This window comes from Arthrobacter bussei (genome assembly GCF_009377195.2).
In the GTDB taxonomy this organism is placed as follows: Bacteria; Actinomycetota; Actinomycetes; order Actinomycetales; family Micrococcaceae; genus Arthrobacter_D; species Arthrobacter_D bussei.
In genome coordinates, this window is record NZ_VJXX01000001.1 from 1361396 (window position 1) to 1379274 (window position 17879).

General features: G+C 70.2%; 18 protein-coding genes. 9 read left to right on the forward strand and 9 right to left on the reverse strand.

Annotation, left to right across the window (positions count from 1 at the left end):
- The first annotated feature begins 12 nt into the window (after positions 1 to 12).
- A complete protein-coding gene (locus FNH21_RS06455) occupies positions 13 to 642 on the forward strand; it encodes a flavin reductase family protein (protein ID WP_152813166.1) in 630 nt (209 codons plus the stop codon).
- Between the two features lie 116 nt (positions 643 to 758).
- Positions 759 to 1841 (forward strand): fatty acid desaturase family protein, encoded by a 1083-nt coding sequence (locus FNH21_RS06460; RefSeq protein WP_152813168.1) that lies wholly within the window; start codon positions 759 to 761, stop codon positions 1839 to 1841.
- A 36-nt stretch (positions 1842 to 1877) separates the two neighbouring features.
- Here FNH21_RS06460 and FNH21_RS06465 read toward each other — a convergent pair whose 3' ends face one another.
- Both FNH21_RS06465 and FNH21_RS06470 read right to left on the reverse strand, forming a co-directional pair.
- Positions 1878 to 3281: an FtsX-like permease family protein gene (locus tag FNH21_RS06465; protein ID WP_338403178.1), complete on the reverse strand. Its 1404-nt coding sequence runs from the start codon at positions 3279 to 3281 to the stop codon at positions 1878 to 1880.
- A complete protein-coding gene (locus tag FNH21_RS06470; RefSeq protein ID WP_152813170.1) occupies positions 3278 to 4030 on the reverse strand; it encodes an ABC transporter ATP-binding protein in 753 nt (250 codons plus the stop codon). The genes FNH21_RS06465 and FNH21_RS06470 overlap by 4 nt, the downstream gene beginning before the upstream one ends.
- A gap of 174 nt (positions 4031 to 4204) precedes the next feature.
- On the opposite strand from FNH21_RS06470, the gene FNH21_RS06475 reads away from it, so the two are divergent.
- Positions 4205 to 4435 (forward strand): zinc-ribbon domain-containing protein, encoded by a 231-nt coding sequence (locus FNH21_RS06475; protein WP_152813171.1) that lies wholly within the window; start codon positions 4205 to 4207, stop codon positions 4433 to 4435.
- A 3-nt stretch (positions 4436 to 4438) separates the two neighbouring features.
- Here FNH21_RS06475 and FNH21_RS06480 read toward each other — a convergent pair whose 3' ends face one another.
- Positions 4439 to 5287 (reverse strand): HpcH/HpaI aldolase/citrate lyase family protein, encoded by an 849-nt coding sequence (locus FNH21_RS06480; protein ID WP_152813173.1) that lies wholly within the window; start codon positions 5285 to 5287, stop codon positions 4439 to 4441.
- Between the two features lie 279 nt (positions 5288 to 5566).
- On the opposite strand from FNH21_RS06480, the gene FNH21_RS06485 reads away from it, so the two are divergent.
- The gene (locus tag FNH21_RS06485; RefSeq protein WP_152813175.1) at positions 5567 to 7228 is read left to right on the forward strand and encodes a thiamine pyrophosphate-binding protein; all 1662 of its coding nucleotides are present in this window, start codon (positions 5567 to 5569) and stop codon (positions 7226 to 7228) included.
- Positions 7229 to 7294: 66 nt separating this feature from the next.
- Here FNH21_RS06485 and FNH21_RS06490 read toward each other — a convergent pair whose 3' ends face one another.
- Positions 7295 to 7618: a nuclear transport factor 2 family protein gene (locus tag FNH21_RS06490; protein ID WP_152813177.1), complete on the reverse strand. Its 324-nt coding sequence runs from the start codon at positions 7616 to 7618 to the stop codon at positions 7295 to 7297.
- A 254-nt stretch (positions 7619 to 7872) separates the two neighbouring features.
- On the opposite strand from FNH21_RS06490, the gene FNH21_RS06495 reads away from it, so the two are divergent.
- A complete protein-coding gene (locus FNH21_RS06495) occupies positions 7873 to 8409 on the forward strand; it encodes a MarR family winged helix-turn-helix transcriptional regulator (RefSeq protein ID WP_152813179.1) in 537 nt (178 codons plus the stop codon).
- 106 nt (positions 8410 to 8515) lie between these two features.
- Positions 8516 to 8950, forward strand: a complete 435-nt coding sequence (locus FNH21_RS06500) for a VOC family protein (protein WP_152813181.1) — start codon at positions 8516 to 8518, stop codon at positions 8948 to 8950.
- A 134-nt stretch (positions 8951 to 9084) separates the two neighbouring features.
- Here the strand turns inward: FNH21_RS06500 and FNH21_RS06505 are convergent, their stop codons facing one another.
- Positions 9085 to 9609 carry a CGNR zinc finger domain-containing protein gene (locus FNH21_RS06505; protein WP_152813183.1) on the reverse strand — a complete coding sequence of 175 codons (525 nt, stop codon included), beginning with the start codon at positions 9607 to 9609 and terminating at the stop codon, positions 9085 to 9087.
- 25 nt (positions 9610 to 9634) lie between these two features.
- Between FNH21_RS06505 and FNH21_RS06510 the strand changes: the two genes are divergently transcribed.
- On the forward strand, positions 9635 to 9859 hold the full coding sequence (locus FNH21_RS06510) for a hypothetical protein (RefSeq protein WP_152813185.1): 225 nt from the start codon (positions 9635 to 9637) through the stop codon (positions 9857 to 9859).
- An 18-nt stretch (positions 9860 to 9877) separates the two neighbouring features.
- Here FNH21_RS06510 and paaK read toward each other — a convergent pair whose 3' ends face one another.
- From paaK to FNH21_RS06530, 4 genes are all read right to left on the reverse strand, one after another.
- The gene (gene paaK / locus FNH21_RS06515; RefSeq protein WP_152813187.1) at positions 9878 to 11209 is read right to left on the reverse strand and encodes a phenylacetate--CoA ligase PaaK; all 1332 of its coding nucleotides are present in this window, start codon (positions 11207 to 11209) and stop codon (positions 9878 to 9880) included.
- Between the two features lie 60 nt (positions 11210 to 11269).
- On the reverse strand, positions 11270 to 12634 hold the full coding sequence (locus FNH21_RS06520; protein WP_191931665.1) for an MFS transporter: 1365 nt from the start codon (positions 12632 to 12634) through the stop codon (positions 11270 to 11272).
- A 181-nt stretch (positions 12635 to 12815) separates the two neighbouring features.
- Positions 12816 to 13538 carry an IclR family transcriptional regulator gene (locus FNH21_RS06525; protein WP_152813189.1) on the reverse strand — a complete coding sequence of 241 codons (723 nt, stop codon included), beginning with the start codon at positions 13536 to 13538 and terminating at the stop codon, positions 12816 to 12818.
- A 1-nt stretch (position 13539) separates the two neighbouring features.
- Positions 13540 to 15456 (reverse strand): FAD-binding monooxygenase, encoded by a 1917-nt coding sequence (locus tag FNH21_RS06530; protein WP_152813191.1) that lies wholly within the window; start codon positions 15454 to 15456, stop codon positions 13540 to 13542.
- A 287-nt stretch (positions 15457 to 15743) separates the two neighbouring features.
- On the opposite strand from FNH21_RS06530, the gene FNH21_RS06535 reads away from it, so the two are divergent.
- Both FNH21_RS06535 and FNH21_RS06540 read left to right on the forward strand, forming a co-directional pair.
- Entirely contained in the window at positions 15744 to 17210 is a 1467-nt protein-coding gene (locus tag FNH21_RS06535; RefSeq protein WP_152813193.1) for a fumarylacetoacetate hydrolase family protein, read from the forward strand.
- Entirely contained in the window at positions 17203 to 17871 is a 669-nt protein-coding gene (locus FNH21_RS06540; RefSeq protein WP_152813195.1) for a GntR family transcriptional regulator, read from the forward strand. Before FNH21_RS06535 ends, FNH21_RS06540 begins: the two co-directional genes overlap by 8 nt.
- Positions 17872 to 17879: the final 8 nt, after the last annotated feature.

The following is a 17879-nucleotide window of genomic DNA, read 5'->3' on the forward strand; positions in this document are numbered from 1 at the left end:
TAGGCTGCCGCCATGCGCAAAGACGTGATCCCCGACCCGGACTCCAGCCGTGCCTTCTACAGATTCCTGACCTCCGTCGTGGTGCCGAGGCCCATCGCGTGGATCTCCTCGACCTCGGCGGACGGTGTGGACAACCTCGCGCCCCACTCGTTCTTCACCATCGCCTCGGTCGACCCGCCGATCGTGCAGTTCACCTCCGTGGGCCGCAAGGACTCGGTCCGCAACATCGAGGCGACCGGCGAGTTCGTGGTCGCCTTCACGCCGGAGGATCTCTTCGAGGCCGTCAACGCGACCGGGACGAACTTCCCCCCGGATGTCAGCGAATTCGACGCAGCGGGGCTCACCCGTGAGCCGAGTGCGACCGTGGGCCCACCGCGCGTCCTCGAATCCCCGGTGGCCCTGGAGTGCCGGCTGCACCTGATCCAGGACATGGGTGACTGCACGCTCGTCTTCGGCGAGGTGCTGCACGCGGTCGTGTCGGAGGACATGCTCGACGGCGACCTGCCCTCGGTCCAGGCCCTGAAGCCCCTCTCCCGTCTCGGGAAGAACGAGTGGGGCACGGCCGGGACGGTCCGGGAGATCACGCGCATCCCGGTGCAGGACTGGCCCGGTCACTACGACGCGGAGAAAGCAACACCGTGACCTGCTCATGACATACGCTCAGCCACTCCTCAGGGACCTGACATACAGTGAGTGAATCTGCGGGTTAACACCCCACCCCGGGCTGGGAAGCCTTCCACCGGCCCCAGGGAATCCCATTGAGCATTGCCGCCGCACCGCGTACCGTCCGTATCTCGAAGCCGAACGATGTCGTCGCCTCCTACTCGGTCCTGCTCAAGCAGGTACGGAAGGAAGGACTGCTGAACCGCCGACGGCGCTTCTACGTCGCGGTGTTCTCCCTCCTGGCCCTGGCCATGGGCGCGGCATGGACGGGGTTCGCGCTCCTGGGTGACACGTGGTTCCAGCTGCTCATCGCCGCGGTGCTCGGCGTCGTCCTGACCCAGATGGCCTTCCTCGCCCACGAGGCATCCCACCGCCAGATCTTCAGGACCCGCGGCGCCAACGACTGGTCGGGCCGCATCCTCGCCGCCGGCGTCGTCGGCATCAGCTACGCCTGGTGGATGGACAAGCACACCCGCCACCACAACGACCCCAACACCAAGGGCAAGGACCCCGACATCGAGGTCGACACCATCTCGTTCCTCGAGGAGGACGCCGCCAAAGCCACAGGCCTCCAGGCGTGGATCACCCGCCGGCAGGGCTACCTCTTCTTCCCGCTGCTCACCATGGAGGGCATCAACCTCCACGCCCGCTCCATCAGCACCCTCTTCGCCCGCCGCACCATCAAGGGCCGCTGGGTCGAACTCGCACTCCTCGGCGCGCGCTTCGGGGCGTACCTCGGCATCCTCTTCTGGTTCCTGCCCGTCGGCATGGCGTTCGCGTTCCTCGGCGTCCAACTGGCCGTCTTCGGCGTCTACATGGGAGCGAGCTTCGCCCCGAACCACAAAGGCATGCCCGTGGTCCCCAAGGACAGTAAGCTCGACTTCTTCCAGAAGCAGGTCCTGACCTCCCGCAACATCCGCGGCGGCTCCTTCGTGAACAACGCCTACGGCGGCCTCAACTTCCAGATCGAACACCACCTCTTCCCGGACATGCCACGCCCACACCTGCGCCGAGCGGCCGTGATCGTCCGCGAACACTGCGAACGCCTCCGCGTCCCCTACACCGAAGTAGGCGTCGCCGCCTCCTACGGCGCCGTCGTCTCCTACCTCAACCGGGTAGGCCTCGCCGCCCGCGACCCCTTCGACTGCCCCATGGTCAACCGCTTCCGCCGCCCCTGACCCCGCGCCGGTAGGACGCCGCGGCGCGGCCCTGCCCTACAGGGCGGCCGCCGGATTCCGGAGCACATGGGAGAGCACCGGACGCGTCGCGCGGAGCCCCAGCACCACGAGGCCGACACCTGCTGCGAGGCACCCCAGAATCACCGCCACGGACAGCGGTGCGACGATCAGGGCCATCCCCGCGAGCGGCAGCACGACCACGACGGCCGTCGCAGCGCTGCCGATGGACACGACGAGCAGCGGGAGGAGGACGGCCCGCGTCCGGGACGCCTCCATGGTCCCCGTCGGCATACCCAGCCGGTCGAGCCCGACATACAGGTCCCGCCGGTCGAGCAGCAGGGAGGCCTGGGTGATACCCGCGGAGCAGGCGACCATCAGGAACGAGGCCACGATCGTGATGAGGACTCCCGTCCGGACGTCGTCGCCCAGGAAGCGCTCGCTCCCCTCGAGGGGCCCCGCCGCATTCATGAGTGCAGCGCCCGTACCCGCGAACACCGCCACGAAGCACGTCATGGCCACGCCGCTCACCTGACGCCATGCCGCCTTCGGAGAATCGAGGATCTGCCGGGCAGCGAGGAGCCGCTCCAGGCTCCGCGCCGACCGCGCCTGGCGACGGGCGACGACCCCGATGGCCCACGGACCGATCAGGTTCAACACCCCCAGCGCCCCGCCGAATCCGACGGCGAGGACCACCACCACGGTCGCGAAGTCCTGGGCGCCACCCAGGTTCCCCATGACCACGGACACGACGGCGATGACGCAGACGGCCACCACCGCACGCCACCAGTGCAGCTTCGGGACCTGCTGCCGGGTCCTGACGCCCAGCGGGGAGATCACGATCCTCCGGAGGCCCAGGACAGCACTCAGGGCGGCGAGCGCCACGATGCCGAGAGCGACCAGCGCGACCGGTCCCGGCCCCATCCACACCGCACCGCCCAGTGCTTCGCCCCGGAAGGGGATGAGCTGCACCAGCGGCAGGAGCAGGAGATGACCCACGATCCCGGCCAGCGCTCCCACTGCGGCGAGCATCATCGATTCCGCGACGGTCATGACGGCGACGGTCCCCGACGGAGCCCCGAGCAGCCGCAGGGTCGCGAGGCGTCCGTCCCGGCGTCGGGCGGAGAGCCTCGCTGCAGAGCCGCCGAGCGTCATGAGCGGCACCACGAGCAACGAGGTCGCGATGGCGGCGAGCGCGAGGTAGAGCTGCCCTGTCTCGTCCTGCCACTGGAGAAAGGCGAGTCCGCCGGCGACGACGGTGAGCAGGAGAGCGGTCACGAACGCGAAGGCGGTGACGGGGAGGACGGACGAGGACAGGCCGTTGGCCGACGGCTTCGCGAGCAGCCAGGCGAGGCGGACGGCGACCCGCAGGGGTACGCCGGCACCTGCGGCCCCACCGATCGCCTCCGCTCGCGGGGACGCAGAACGCAGGGCCGCGCTCACGCCGCTGTCCCCGGGCACAGCGAGTCACGGACGATGCGCCCGTCGCGGAGGTGGACCGTCCGCGCGCACCGGCGGGCGACGTCGTCGTCGTGCGTGACGACCACGAGTGTCCGGCCCGTTCCCGTGGTCGACCGGAGCAGGATGTCCATGACCTCGGCGGACGTGCCGGAGTCGAGGGCGCCGGTAGGCTCGTCCGCGAAGACGACGCTCGCTCCCGACACCTGCGCGCGGGCGATGGCGACGCGCTGCGCCTGGCCGCCGGACAGCTGGCCGACGCGGCGGTCCTCCATGCCGCCCAGGCCGAGGGCCCCGAGCCATTGCGCCGCGGAGTGCTCGGCGCCCCGGCGGTCGACGCCCAGCAGCATGAGGGCGACGGCGACGTTCTCGAGAGCCGTGAGCTCGGGGATCAGGAGGCCCTGCTGGAAGACGAACCCGAAGGTCGAGCGCCGGAGTGCGGACCGGCGGCGGTCGTCGAGGCCCGCGACGTCGGTGGTGGCGCCGTCGAGCTGGAGGAGGACCTGCCCGGCGTCGGGCGTGACGATCCCCGCGAGGCAGTGCAGGAGGGTCGTCTTCCCGCCGCCCGAGGGACCCATGACGGCGACCGATTCACCGGCGCGGATGTCGAGGTCGAGCCCGGCGAGGGCCCGCGTGGCCTCGTAGGACTTGACGAGGCCACGGGCACTGAGGACGGCGGGCGGCAGGTGGGCGGGGGCGGCGGGCAGTGGTCTGCCGTGCTGGAAGGGGGTCATGCCTCCATGCTTCCGGGGACCGGGTGCCGCCGCGTCGGGCCGGGGGCTGAACCGGACACGCCCACCTCATCCCGTGGTCGGAGATGACCCTGCACCCCGCGCCGCCGACCGCAAGGGGCTCCGGAAGCGCCCCTGGCCCGCTCACCCGCGGGAGGGACTCGCTACGGTGGAGGGATGTTCTTCCTCTTCGGCCTCACCACGCGCGAGCAGCTCCGGTTCACCCGATCGGCGTCCTGCCGTTACTGCGGGCAGTTCGCCCCGCAGCAGGTGGTCCAGCGGAAGACCAAGCTGTCGGTGTTCTTCGTGCCGCTCCTCACGCTGAAGCGGACGCGGCTGCAGGTGTGCACCAACTGTGGCGGCACCTCGCGGATCAGCGGGTCGGAAGAACACGCACTCGCACGCTGACGGTCAGGCGTTCCACAGGCCGTACGAGTCGGCGAGCGAGGAGATCTTCTGTGCGCGGGCCAGGCGCGGCAGGTACGAACCGTCGCCCACCACGGCCCCCGCCGCGTGCTCACGCAGCAGCTCGGAGGCCCAGCTGATCTCGGACTCGCTCGGGGACAGGCCCCGGTTGATGGTGTCGGTCGCATCCGTCAGGAGGCAGAGCTTGCCGGTCATGCCCATGGAGGCGGTGACCTTGCATGCCTCGAGCAGGTCGTCGCCGAGGGCACCGACGGTCGGCCCGTCGATCGGACCGGGCAGCTGCCCCACGCGGGACGCCACCACGAGCTTGGACCGTGCGTAGGCCAGCGCCATGGGGTCGTCGGACGCCCCGGTGTCGCGGCGGAAGTCGCCGACGCCGAACGCGAGGCGGAACGTGCCGGGGGCACTCGCGATCGCCGTCGCGTTCTCGATGCCGAGCGCGGATTCGACCAGGGCCAGGACCGGGGTTCCCGCCTGCAGCCGCATGGCCGTGTGGGTGACCTGCTCGGGCTTCTCCGTCATGGCCAGCATGACGCCGCGGAGGCCCGGTGCCCTGGACAGGGCCGCGAGGTCGTCCGCCCAGTAGTCGGTCTCGATCCCGTTGACCCTCACCCAGGCGGTCATCCCCGTGGACAGCGCCTCGACCACGCGATCGCGCGCCTCGGCCTTGTCCGCGGCGGGGACGGCGTCCTCCATGTCGAACACCACCGAGTCCGCCTCCGACGTCAGCGCCGGGATGAAGTTGTCCTCGGAAGCAGCGGACGCCAGCAGCCACGATCGGGAGAGCTTGGCGGGAAGCGCGGCGGCGCGGCTGTTTCTGAGGGAGGTGGCCATGGTCAAACAGTACTGAGGAGTGCTGCGCATTATCCACCGGAGACGGACCGCGGTCCGTGAACACTACGACCAAAAGGCGCACGGGCCCGGATCGGGGGCGACCGTCGGGTCCAACGGGGTCGGCTATAGTGGCGACGTCGGACGCCCACCGCGCGTCGTGCCTGAAAAAGAGGCAATAAGGGCTGTCGGCCCGAGGCACATACGGATCCCACCCACCAACGTCCCGGGTGACCGTGTGCACCTCGCCACCGCCCGGATGTTCGTCCTGAGAGATGTCCGATGGCCACCGTCTCCGCCCGCATCGTGTCCGCCCTCCAGCCCGCTGCCTCCGAGGTCTTCGGTGTCATGGGCAACGGCAACGCCCACTTCCTCGACGCCGTCATGGCGGCACCCGACACCTTCCACTACACCGCCGTCCGGCATGAAGCGGGTGCGGTCGCCGCCGCCGACGCGTATTTCCGCGCTGCCGGCCGGTTGGCCGTCGCCACCACCACCTACGGCGCCGGCTTCACGAATGCGCTGACACCCTTGGCCGAAGCAGTGCAGGCGGACATCCCCCTCGTGCTGGTGGTCGGTGATACCCCCACCAGCGGCCGGCGCCCCTGGGACGTCGACCAGGTGCGGATCGCGGCGGGGCTCGGCGCCCCGACCTTCACGGTGTCCGCGGAACACGTGCTGGCGGAGACGACTGCGGCGGTCGAGCACGCGCTGCGCCACCGGACGCCGGTGGTGCTGGCCATCCCCTACGACCTCGCCGGCGTGGAGGCCTCGGACGAGGACCAGCCCGGCGCCGTCCGGCCGGCGGTGCTGCCGTTGCCCGCCGAGGGTAACCTCGAACGCGTGGCAGCGGTCCTGACCGCCGCGGAGCGGCCGCTCGTCCTCGCCGGCCGCGGAGCCTGGATCAGTGGGGCGCAGGGCGCCGCGACGAAGCTCGCCGAGCACCTCGGGGCCCTCACGGCCACGTCCGGCCTCGGCGCCGGCTTCTTCGGCGACCATCCGTCGTCATTGGGAATCGCCGGTGGCTGGGCCTCGGAACGCACGGCTCAGCTGATCGCCGAGGCCGACGTCGTGCTCGTCCTCGGCGCACGGCTCAACCAGTTCACCACCCGCTTCGGGCACGCGTTCGGCGGCTCCGCCCACGTGATCCAGGTTGACGTAGCCGACGCCCCCACCTCGGCCGTCGTCACGGACCATCTGCGCGGCGATGCCCGCGCGATCGCGGAGGCGCTGACGGACGTGCTGATCGGGACGCCTGCGGCCGGACACACCGCTGCGCGCTGGAGCGACGTCGCCGCAGTCCGCGCCCTGCTGTCCCACGACGCCCGCGAGGACGGTGACGCACTCGCCGCCGACGGGCGGCTCGATCCGCGCAGCCTGTGCCGCGCGCTCGACGGAATGCTGCCGGCGGACCGCACGATCGTCCAGGACGGCGGGCACTTCATCGGCTGGGCGCCCGGCTACCTGCGCGTCCCGGCGCCCAACCGGCTGATCATGGTCGGGACGGCCTACCAGACCATCGGCCTCGGCTTCCCGAGCGCCGTCGGTGCCGCGCGTGCCCTGCCGGCCTCCACCCTCGTGCTCTGCACGGGTGACGGCGGCGGGCTGATGGCCCTCGCCGACCTCGACTCGTTCATCCGGACCGCCCGGCGCGCGGTGATCGTCGTGTTCAACGATGCCGCCTACGGTGCGGAGATCCACCAGTACGCAGTGCGTGGTATCCACTCCGGCCCCATGATGATCGACGAGGTCGACTTCGCCGCCCTCGCCACCGCCCTCGGCGCCACGGGCCGCACGATCAGGACCCTCCAGGATCTCGACGGCGTGGCGGGCTGGCTTGCCTCCGACGACGACGGCGTGCTGCTGCTCGACTGCAAGATCTCCCAGCAGGTCGTGGCCCCGTACATGCAGGAGATCGTCGCCGTCGCGACCGGCGCGAAGTAGCGCTGCGCGGGCCTCCTCTTCCGGCTGGGGGTGGCTGGATCCGTCGACGCGTGCGAGGCATGTCGATCATGCGGGCTCGATCGACAGCCCGGTGATGGTGCCGTCCTGCTCGGTGAAGGTGAAGGCGAACCTGAGGGGACCGCCGGGGAACTCACCGTCGACCGACCCCACGAGGCGCGTCCCCCGCCAGGAGACCGGGGTGATGACGATCTTCGGATCGACCTGGTGCACCCTGATCCACTCGCGCAGTGCGGGTCCGGTGTCGTAGGTGGTCCCGTCGTCCGTGACGGTCGCGCCGCCGGCGAAGACGGCGAACAGCGCGTCGGCATCGTGCGCGTTCGTGGCAGCGACGAAGGCGCCGACGGTGGTGGGCAGGGTGATCTCAGCCATGGTGATGCTCTCTTCTCGTGTGACGGGAGCGAGACACGCGCCCGCTGGGTTCGGACCGACGGTTCCGGCCGTCGGGAGGTGGCGACCGGATCGGCCCCGGTCAGCCTGTGCGGCTCGTCGTCGACGGCGGTGCGGCCACGTGAACCGCTCGGTCGTCGACCGGTCGACGAAGGACGACCGTATCATAATACTGTCCTGCAGGACAGCATTACGGGGTGCACTACCTCAGCAGGTCATGCGGATAGAGTGCTGGGATGGCTGACGAGGACGAGGATCACGACACGGAACGACGGCGGCCGCTGAACGCCGATGACTTCCCGTATCGGTCCACGCTCCTTGCCAACCTCAGCGCGCTGATCCTCCTGTGGGACTCCCCGGCTGTGCAGGGCCAGATCCTCGCGAAGAGCGGCGAATCCCTGGATCAACCCTCCCACCAGACCCTTCGGCTCCTGTTGGCGTGGGGCTCCCTGCGTCCCACGGCCCTCGCGGACGAACTCGGCGTCGGGGCGTCGTACGTGAGCAAGATCGTGGGGCGACTCGAAGCTGACGGCCTGGTCCAGCGGTCGACGGATCCCGATGATCGCCGAGCCACCCTGATCACCCTGACGCCGGCAGGTGTGGAGGCCGCACGCGGCGTCTACGCCCTCGGCGACAGGATGATCAGTGAAGTGCTCGAGGGCTGGTCTGCTTCCGACATCGACCGCTACACCGCCCTGACCGAGCGCTTCGTCGATGACGCGATCGGGTCGATCGCGCGGATGCGCGAACGGGGCCTTCGACCTCCGCCGTAGCGGAGGGTGACGGTCAGGACCACGATGCGGTGCTGGTGCGGCACACGACGCCGGCGGACCACCCACCCCTGTCGACACACCTCCTCCGCACTCCTACGCTGGTGCGATGACTGATGTGAAGCAGGTGCAGGTGACCTTCGACTGCGCCGATCCGCGCGCCGTCTCGGCGTTCTGGAAGGCCTCTCTCGGGTACGTGGACCCGCCCGTGCCACCCGGTTTCGCCTCCTGGGAGGCCTTCGATGCCTCCCTGCCCGAGGAACGACGGGGCTCCATGTCGGCCTGCCAGGACCCGGACGGGATCGGGCCCCGCCTCTTCTTCCAGCGGGTACCCGAGCCGAAGTCGGTGAAGAACCGGATGCACCTGGACGTGCGCGTCGGGACCGGGCTGCGCGGCGACGAACGCGTCGCCGCACTGGAGGCCGAGGCGGCCCGTCTCGTTCCGCTGGGCGCGCGCCGGCTGCACCTCCTGCCGGCGGACGACGAGGACGAGGCGTGCCTCGTCATGCAGGACGTGGAGGGCAACGAGTTCTGCCTCGACTGAGACCACCTCGACGCCCGACGGCAGGACTCCCACCCTGCCCTCGGAGGGAGCGGGCGGACGAGTGGGAGCACGAGGGCCGGCGCGGACACCGCTCCGGCCAGGACCACCTCAGGGCGGAGTCCGGGATCCGGTGGTCATCGACCGGGGGCTCGGTTCCGGTGCCGACGCACTGCTGCCCGGTTGGCGCACCGGACGGAGCAGTACCGTTGCCGGCCGTTCCGCGTCGTGTCGACGACGACGCGCGAGCACGGGTCCCCCGCGCAGCGACCCAGCCGGTGCATCCCCCGGGTGACGAGATGCAGCGAGGTACCGACCCCGATCACGGCCCGCAGCACGCTCGGCAGCGCCTGGCCCTCGTCCCGGTAGTGCAGGTGCCAGCCCTCGCCGTCGTGGTCGGTCAGGCGCGGGTATGCCGCCACGGCGGCCATCGCGTGGTTCAGCAGCGCAGCCCGGGCATCGTCCGAATCGGCATCGACGACGGCCAGCCACTCGTCGATCACGCCGCGTACCGACGGGTGGTCCTCGCGGTCGGAGGGGAACGCCATGGTCATGCCGAACTCGCGCGTCCTGGAGATGATGCCCGCCCGATCCACCGGCCAGTCATCCGCGAGTGATGCCGCGAGGAGGACCGCGTATTCACCGTAAGGGTTGAGATGCATAAGGGCATTACACCACCCTGAGGGCATGACCCCTACTCCACAGCAGCACACCACACGCCCCGACCCGCTGCACCTGCACCTGGACCTGCACCTAGAGCACGCCTGGGCGACCGAGTCGGTGCACCCGACGTCGGAGGGACGGGTGCACTATGTACGCTGCGGCACCTGCGGTGTCCGGCGGGTCGACCTGCAGCCGACGGGCACCCTTCCTCCGATCGCCCTGAGCTGCCCCGTCGGCAGCTCGAGATGAGGCCCGCCGGACCGGCCGTCAGCCACGCGGACGCAGGTCGTAGATGCGCCGAAGTTTGCCGCTGGAGCGGACCAGCGAGCCCTGCTCGACGATCCGGACCGAACACGTGGAACCGATGTGCGTCTTGATGCGATGCTGCAGCTCCTGCGCGGCGGCGGCGCCGTCGATCGCCGAGACGCCGTCGCGCACCTCGATGTTGATGGTGAGCTGGTCCATCCGCTGGCCCTCGGGCCGGGTGAGTTCCAGCTGGAAGTGCGGGCTGAGCGCCGGGATGGCCAGGGCGAGTTCCTCGACCTGCGTGGGGAACAGATTGACCCCGCGCACGATCACCATGTCGTCGCTCCGGCCCGTGATGCGCTCCATCCGCCGCATCCCCGGGCGGGCCGTACCCGGCAGCAGCCGCGTGAGGTCGTGCGTCCGGTAGCGGATGATCGGCAGGGCCTCCTTGGTGAGCGAGGTGAACACGAGCTCACCGGGCGAGCCGTCGTCGAGCACCTTCTCCGTGAAGGGATCGATGACCTCCGGCCGGAAGTGGTCCTCCCAGACGTGCGAGCCGTCCTTGGACTCCACGCACTCCCCCGCCACCCCCGGGCCCATGACCTCGGACAACCCGTAGATGTCGCACGCGTCGAAGCCCATGCGGCCCTCGAGTTCCTGGCGCATCCCCTCGGTCCAGGGTTCTGCCCCGAGCACGGCGGTCTTCAGGGAGGTCGACCGCGGATCCGTCCCGGCCGCCGCCATGGCGTCGAGGATGGTCAGCAGATAGGTGGGAGTCGCCAGGATGGCGTCCGGCTCGAAGTCCCTGATGAGCTGCACCTGGCGTTCGGTCTGCCCGCCGGAGATCGGGATGACGGTGCAGCCGAGGCGCTCGGCACCCGCGTGGGCGCCGAGCCCCCCGGTGAACAGTCCGTAGCCGTACGCGTTGTGCACCTTCCAGCCGGCCTTCACGCCCGAGGCGCGGAGCGACCGCGCCACGAGCGACGCCCACCGGTCCAGGTCACCGGCCGTGTAGCCGACGACGGTGGGCTGCCCCGTCGTGCCCGACGACGCATGCACCCGCGCCACCTGCGCCTGCGGAACGGCGAACATGCCGAACGGGTAGACGCTCCGGAGGTCCTCCTTCGTGGTGAAGGGGAACAGGGCCAGATCAGCGAGGGACCGCAGGTCCTCGGGACGCACTCCGGCGTCGTCGAACTTGCGCCGGTAGAGCGGGACGTTCCCGTAGGCGTGACGCAGGGTCCACTGCAGCCGCTCGAGCTGCACCGACTCCACATGGTCGCGTGTCCACGTCTCCTCGACGTCGAGCGTCGAAGGGTCGGCCGCCGAGGCCTGCAGGGTGGTGGTGGGCATGGTGCTCCTCAGCAGTGTGGTGTCGGTGGACGCGGGCGCCGGCCTGTCGGGGACGGCCGGCTAGCCGCGGTCGGCGGCGCGGTCGGCGATCAGTTCCTCGCCGGCCTCGAGCGGGGCACCCTTCGTCTCCTTCACGAGCGTCACGCCGACGAAGGAGATGATGCAGAGCGCCATGATGTAGAGGCTGATGGAACCCGACCACTGGGTCTCCCGCAGGAGCGCTTCCGCGATCAGCGGAGCGAACGCCCCACCGAGGATCGCCCCGAGGGCGTAGCCGATCCCGATGCCCGAGTACCGGACGTTGGCGGGGAACATCTCGGCGTACATCGCGGACATGGGCCCGTAGGACAGGCCGAGGCCGATGGTGAGGACGAAGATGCCGATCCCGTAGGCCCAGATGTTGCGGGTGTCGATGAGCAGGAACAGAGGGATCATCCAGACGAAGATGAGCCCGTAGCCGATCTGGAAGGTGCGTACTCGTCCGATGCGGTCGGACAGGATGCCGCCGTACAGGGTGAAGATGAGCCACCCGAAGGCGGCCAGGAGCGTCGCGAGGAGGACAGGCGCGGCGGGCATCCCGAGGACGCGCTGGGCGTAGGAGGAGAGGAACGCGATGACGAGGTAGCCGGCGGCGTTGTTGCCGATGAAGATCACCGCGGCGAGGATGACCTGCTTCTTGTTGGTCTGCAGCAGATTCCGCAGGGGCGTCGCCGTCTCGCGCTTGCGTTCGATCATGCGCTTGAAGACGGGGCTCTCGGCGACAGCGGACCGGATGAAGTACCCCACGACGATCAGGACCACGGACAGCAGGAACGGGATGCGCCAGCCCCACGCGAGGAAGTCCTCGGGGGACAGGGAGGTACGGAGCATGAACAGCACGAAGGTCGCCAGGATCATCCCGACGGGCACGCCGATCTGAGGGTACGCACCCCAGAAACCGCGCTTGTGCACGGGTGCGTGCTCCACCGCCATGAGGGCCGCGCCACCCCATTCGCCGCCGGCCGAGAATCCCTGCAGGATGCGCAGGAGCATCAGGAGGATCGGAGCCCAGATGCCGATCTGTGCGTACGTGGGCAGCAACCCGATGAGGGCGGTGGCGCCGCCCATCATGACGAGGGTGAACACCAGCATCGCCTTGCGGCCGATCTTGTCCCCGAGCCGACCGGCGACGACGGCACCGAGCGGACGGAAGAAGAAGCTGATGCCGATGGTGGCCCAGGCGACGAGCTGCGCGAGTCCGGGGCTCTCACCTTCGAGCGGGCCGAAGTAGAGGGTCGCGAAGACGATGCCCGCGGCCTGCGCGAAGATGAAGAAGTCGTACCACTCGATCGTGGTGCCGACCATCGTGCCCGCGAGGACCCTGCGGTCCTGCGAGCTCATGCGGGCGTCGGTGCCCGACTGCGGCCGCTCTGGTGCCAGTGCCATGAAAAACTCCTTCGTCTTCCGGTGTGTGGTGCAGGTGTTCGTGCGGCGCCGGCCCGGGAGCGGGAGCTCGTCCGGTGGTCGGTGCCCCACACATTACCGAACGATCGTTCATTCGGTAATGCTGGGTTCTTGGTGGCGGAGATGGTGACGCGCGCTCCGGGGACGCGGCGGGGACCTCAGGTCAGAGGAGTGCCCCGACGGCACGGGCGGCCCGTGCCACCCGCGCTCCCAGATCCTCGACGGACGAGTCGCTACGGACGTAGACGACGGCGATCGCGGCGGGCAGCTGCCCCCGGACCAGGATGGGGGCAGCGATGGAACTGACCCCGGGGATGACTTCGTCATGGCTCGCCGCGAACCCCGTGACCGCCGCCGCGCGCGATTCCTCGCGGTACGGCTGACCGGGGGCGAGGTGGTCCCACTCCGCCTCGGTCAGGGCCGACTGGATGGCGATGCCCGGCGCACCGGCGTCGAACCGATGGCGCGAGCCGGGCCGCTGCACGATCGTCCCCTCCCCGTGGGGCGGCTCGACGGCGACCAGCGTGACGCAGTGGCTGCGGTCCCACACGGCGACGAACGCCGTCATCCGCAGGTCCGCCGCGAGGGTGGTGAGCTCCGGCAGCGCTGCAGTCTGCAGCCGCGGCGCCACCCCGCGGGCGAGGTTGGCGAGACCGGGACCGGCCAGAAAACGTCCGCCCGCGTCCCGGATGACGAGGGAATGCTCCTCCAGTGTGCGGAGGATCCGGTAGGCGATGGAGCGGTGCACCCCCAGCTCCACGGAGACCTGTGCGGTGGTCCTGCCGTCCGGCGCGTCGGCGAGGATCTCCAGCGCGCGGATGCCGCGGGAGAGGGTCTGCGAGGCGGGAGCGGAGGTGGCCGCCCGCGCGGTGTCCGCGGTGCTCATGTCAGGCGAACGCCCGGCCGCGCTGCACCCTCGGCGCGGCCGCCAGCAGCGGGGCGAAGAACGCGGCGAGCCCGCCGGTATCGGCCAGGGGCAGGACGTTCGCCACGTACTGGTCCGGGCGGACGACCACGACGACGCCGCCCCGGTGCAGCCCGCGCTCCTCGAAGATGTCGGCACCGGGGTCGGTGGCGTACACCTTCTCGTAGTCGGTCAGGCCGAACGGCCCGACGGAGGGCTTGAACATCACCGGGACCCGGCCGATGTCCACCTGCGTGTGGGCCTGCTGGTAGACGACCTTCACATCGAACCAGGCATCACCGTCGAGGCCTTCGGGTGTTGCGGCGAGCGGGGAATCTGCCGCGGAACCGAGCCAGTCCGCGAGGGCGGACACGCCTGACGCGGCACCGGCCTCGGCAGGGTCGGCGAAGACGTAGATGCGCCACCGGCCGTCCGCCGTGGCGTGATGGCCGAGGTGGGTCGGGACGCCGTCGCAGACGCGGACCACCGGGGCGGACTTGAAGCGCTTGCCGATCGGGAAGCCCTCGGCGAGGCCCTGGTGCTGGTCCCCGGCGACGAGCAGGGACGGCTGGTACTGCGTCATGAAGCCCGCCGGGAACTCGGCGGTGCGGACGTAGAAGTCCTCCAGTTCCGATGGGCTCGCGAAGTCCTCGGGCCGCTTCGCCATGAGGGTGGACCATTGCTTGTCGAAGTCGATGAGGTTCTGCGCGACGACCTGGCGCTCGGCGGAGTAGGTCGCGAGCAGCTCCTCGGGACTCCGGCCCTCCAGCACGTGGCCCAGCTTCCAGCCGATGTTGAACCCGTCCTGCATCGAGACGTTCATGCCCTGGCCGGCCTTGGCGCTGTGGGTGTGGCAGGCATCTCCGGTGATGAAGACCCGCGGAGTGCGCCTCCCGCGGTCCTCCGGGAGGACGTCGTCGAACCTGTCGGTGAGGCGATGACCCACTTCGTAGACGCTGTGCCAGGGCACGTCCCGGACATCGAGCGTGTAGGGGCTCAGGATGGCATTGGCCTTGCCGATGATCTGGTCGATCGTCGTGCGACGGACGGCGCCGTCGTCATCCGGTCCGGTCTCGCCGAGATCCACGTACATCCGGAAGAGGTGGCCTCCCTCGCGCGGGATCAGCAGGATGCTGCCACCCTCGCCGGACTGGATGGCGCACTTGCGGCGGATGTCGGGGAAGTCGGTGACGGCGACGGCGTCCATGACACCCCACGCATGGTTCGCCCTGTCCCCGGCGAGGGTGCAGCCGATCGCTGCGCGGACCTTGCTGCGGGCGCCGTCGGACCCCACCACGTACTTGGCCCGTACCCTGCGGGTGGAGCCCTCGCCCGCACCGGCCGTTCGGAGGAGGGTGACCTCCACCGGGTACTCCCGATCGTCGTCGACGTCGAGGCCCACGAACTCGAAACCGTAGTCCGGCTCCAGGCGGGTGGGCGCGTTCCTCATGAACTCGGCGAAGTAGTCGAGCACACGCGCCTGGTTCACGATCAGATGGGGGAATTCGCTGATACCGGCCGGATCGTCCTCGGGACGGGCCGTGCGGATGATGCGCGTGGAGTCCTCGGGGTCGGGCTTCCAGAAGGCCATCTCCACGATCCGGTAGGCCTCGTCCGTGATGCGCTGCGCGAACCCGAACGCCTGGAAGGTCTCCACGCTACGGGCCTGGATGCCGTCCGCCTGGCCGATGGCGAGCCGGGCCGGACGGCGCTCGACGATGCGCGTGGTGATCCCGGGGAACTGGGAGAGTTGCGCCGCGGTGATCATGCCCGCGGGACCGGTTCCGATGATGAGGACGTCGACCTCGTCCGGCAGATCCTCGGGACGATCGATGCCGGCACCTGCCGCAGGCTGCACGCGGGGATCTCCGGAGACGTATCCGTGATGGTGGAATTGCAAGGGTTCCTCACTTCATCGTGACGACTCTGTTCGATAATCGAACGGCATGTTCTTCTTTCGTCCAGCGATGGTAGCCCTGTGTGACGGCGCGCACAATCACCCCCGTGACCATGGCGTCGATTCCACGACGCGGAGTTCCAGGACCTGCTCGTCGCGACCCTGGCGGACGTCAGGGGCATGTCGACGACCTGAGCGCCGGCCCGTCGATCCGGGCTTGACGTGTCCCCGGTCACAGCCCTAACGTTCGTATACGATTTCATATCCGATCGTCTACGAGGGAGTAGGGCATGGACCTGGTATCCGAGGACCTGATGCGCGCAGCCGGCAAGGTGATCGCCGTGCACATCAACTACCCCAGCCGGGCCGCCCAGCGCGGCCGCACGCCGGAGCAGCCCTCCTACTTCCTCAAGCCCTCCTCCTCCCTGGCCATGACGGGCGCCGGGGTGGAACGCCCCGCCGGGTGCGAGCTGCTCGCGTTCGAGGGCGAGATCGCCCTCGTGATCGGGACCGCGGCGCGCCGCGTCGGCCCTGCCGACGCGTGGAGCCATGTGGAGTGGGTGACGGCGGGCAACGACCTGGGCGTGTACGACCTGCGCTCCGCGGACAAGGGCTCGAACCTCCGGTCCAAGGGTGGCGACGGCTTCACCCCGGTGGGGCCCGGCCTGCTCCGGGCGGGCGACGTGGACCCGGCGGCACTGCGTATCAGGACCTGGCACAACGGCACCGTGGTGCAGGACGACACCACCGCGGACCTGCTCTTCCCCTTCGCCCGGCTCATCGCCGATCTCTCCCAGCTGCTGACGCTCGAGAGGGGTGACATCATCCTCACCGGCACTCCCGCCGGTGCCTCCGTCGCCGTGCCGGGCGACGTCGTCGAGGTCGAGGTCTCCACCGTCGACGGGACGGCGGCGACCGGGCGCCTGACCACCCGCATCACCGCGGGAACCACGCCGCTCGCCGCCTACGGCGCGCAGCCGAAGGCCGACGACGTCCAGCGCGAGGAGGCCTACGGTTCCGCGGAAGCCGCCGGCCTCGCTCCCGCAGCCAGCGCACTCCCCGCAGCACTGCGGACGAAGCTCGAGCGTGTCGCCACCGCCACCCTGTCCTCCCAGCTGCGCAGGCGCGGCCTGGACAACGTGAGCATCGACGGGCTGCAGGCCACCCGCCCGGACCGTCGCGTCGTCGGCCTCGCCCGCACCCTGCGCTACGTCCCCAACCGCGAGGACCTGTTCGCCGCCCATGGCGGCGGATTCAACGCGCAGAAGCGGGCCGTCGACTCGGTCGGCGCGGGCGAGATCCTCGTCATGGAGGCGCGCGGGGAGAAGGGGACCGGAACCATCGGCGACATCCTCGCCCTCCGCGCACAGGTCCGAGGCGCCGCGGCCATCATCACCGACGGCGGCGTACGGGACTTCGCGACCGTCGCGGCCCTCGACATCCCCACCTACTACGCCAACCCCCACCCGGCTGTCCTCGGGCGGCGCCACATCCCCTGGGACACCGACGTGACCATCGCCTGCGGTGGCACCACGGTGCAGCCCGGCGACATCATCGTCGCCGACTCCGACGGCATCCTCGTCATCCCGCCGTCCCTCGCGGAGGAGGTGGCCGACGACGCCCTCGCGCAGGAGCGGGAGGAGGAGTTCATCGCGGCCATGGTGCGCGATGGCCACGGCGTGGACGGCCTCTACCCGATGAACGCCGCCTGGCGGGCGCGCTACGAGCAGCAGGACGCCGGGGCCCCGCATGACTGAGCCGGCGCTCATGGCGAGCAAGTCCGAGCAGGCGTACTCCGCGGTGAAGGCCCGCATCTCGGACGGCACGTACTCCCCCGGACACCGCCTGGTGCTGGCGCGCCTCGCCCACGACCTCGGGGTGAGCGTGGTGCCCGTCCGGGAAGCCATCCGGCGCCTCGAGGCCGAGGGACTCGTGACGTTCCAGCGCAACATCGGCGCCACCGTCGCCGGCATCGATCCCACCGAGTACCTCTACACGATGCAGACGCTGAGCATCGTGGAGGGCGCCGCCACGGCGCTCTCCGCACCGCTGATCGGTCCCGCGGACATCGAGCGGGCACGGGCCGTCAACGACGAGATGCGGGCCTGCCTGCAGGACTTCGACCCCGTCAGGTTCACCCGGCTGAACCAGGACTTCCACGGCGTCCTGTTCGAGCACTGCCCCAACCCGCACCTGCTGGACCTGGTGCACCGGGGCTGGACCCGCCTCGCCTCCATGCGCTCCTCGACCTTCCGCTTCGTGCCCGGCCGCGCGAGCGAGTCGGTCACGGAGCACGACGCCCTCCTGGACCTCATCGGTTCCGGGGCCGACGCCGACGTGATCGAACGCGCCGCCCGACTCCACCGCAGTGCCACCCTCGACGCCTACCTCGCCCGGACCGGCGCGGACAACAGTTAGGACCCGCA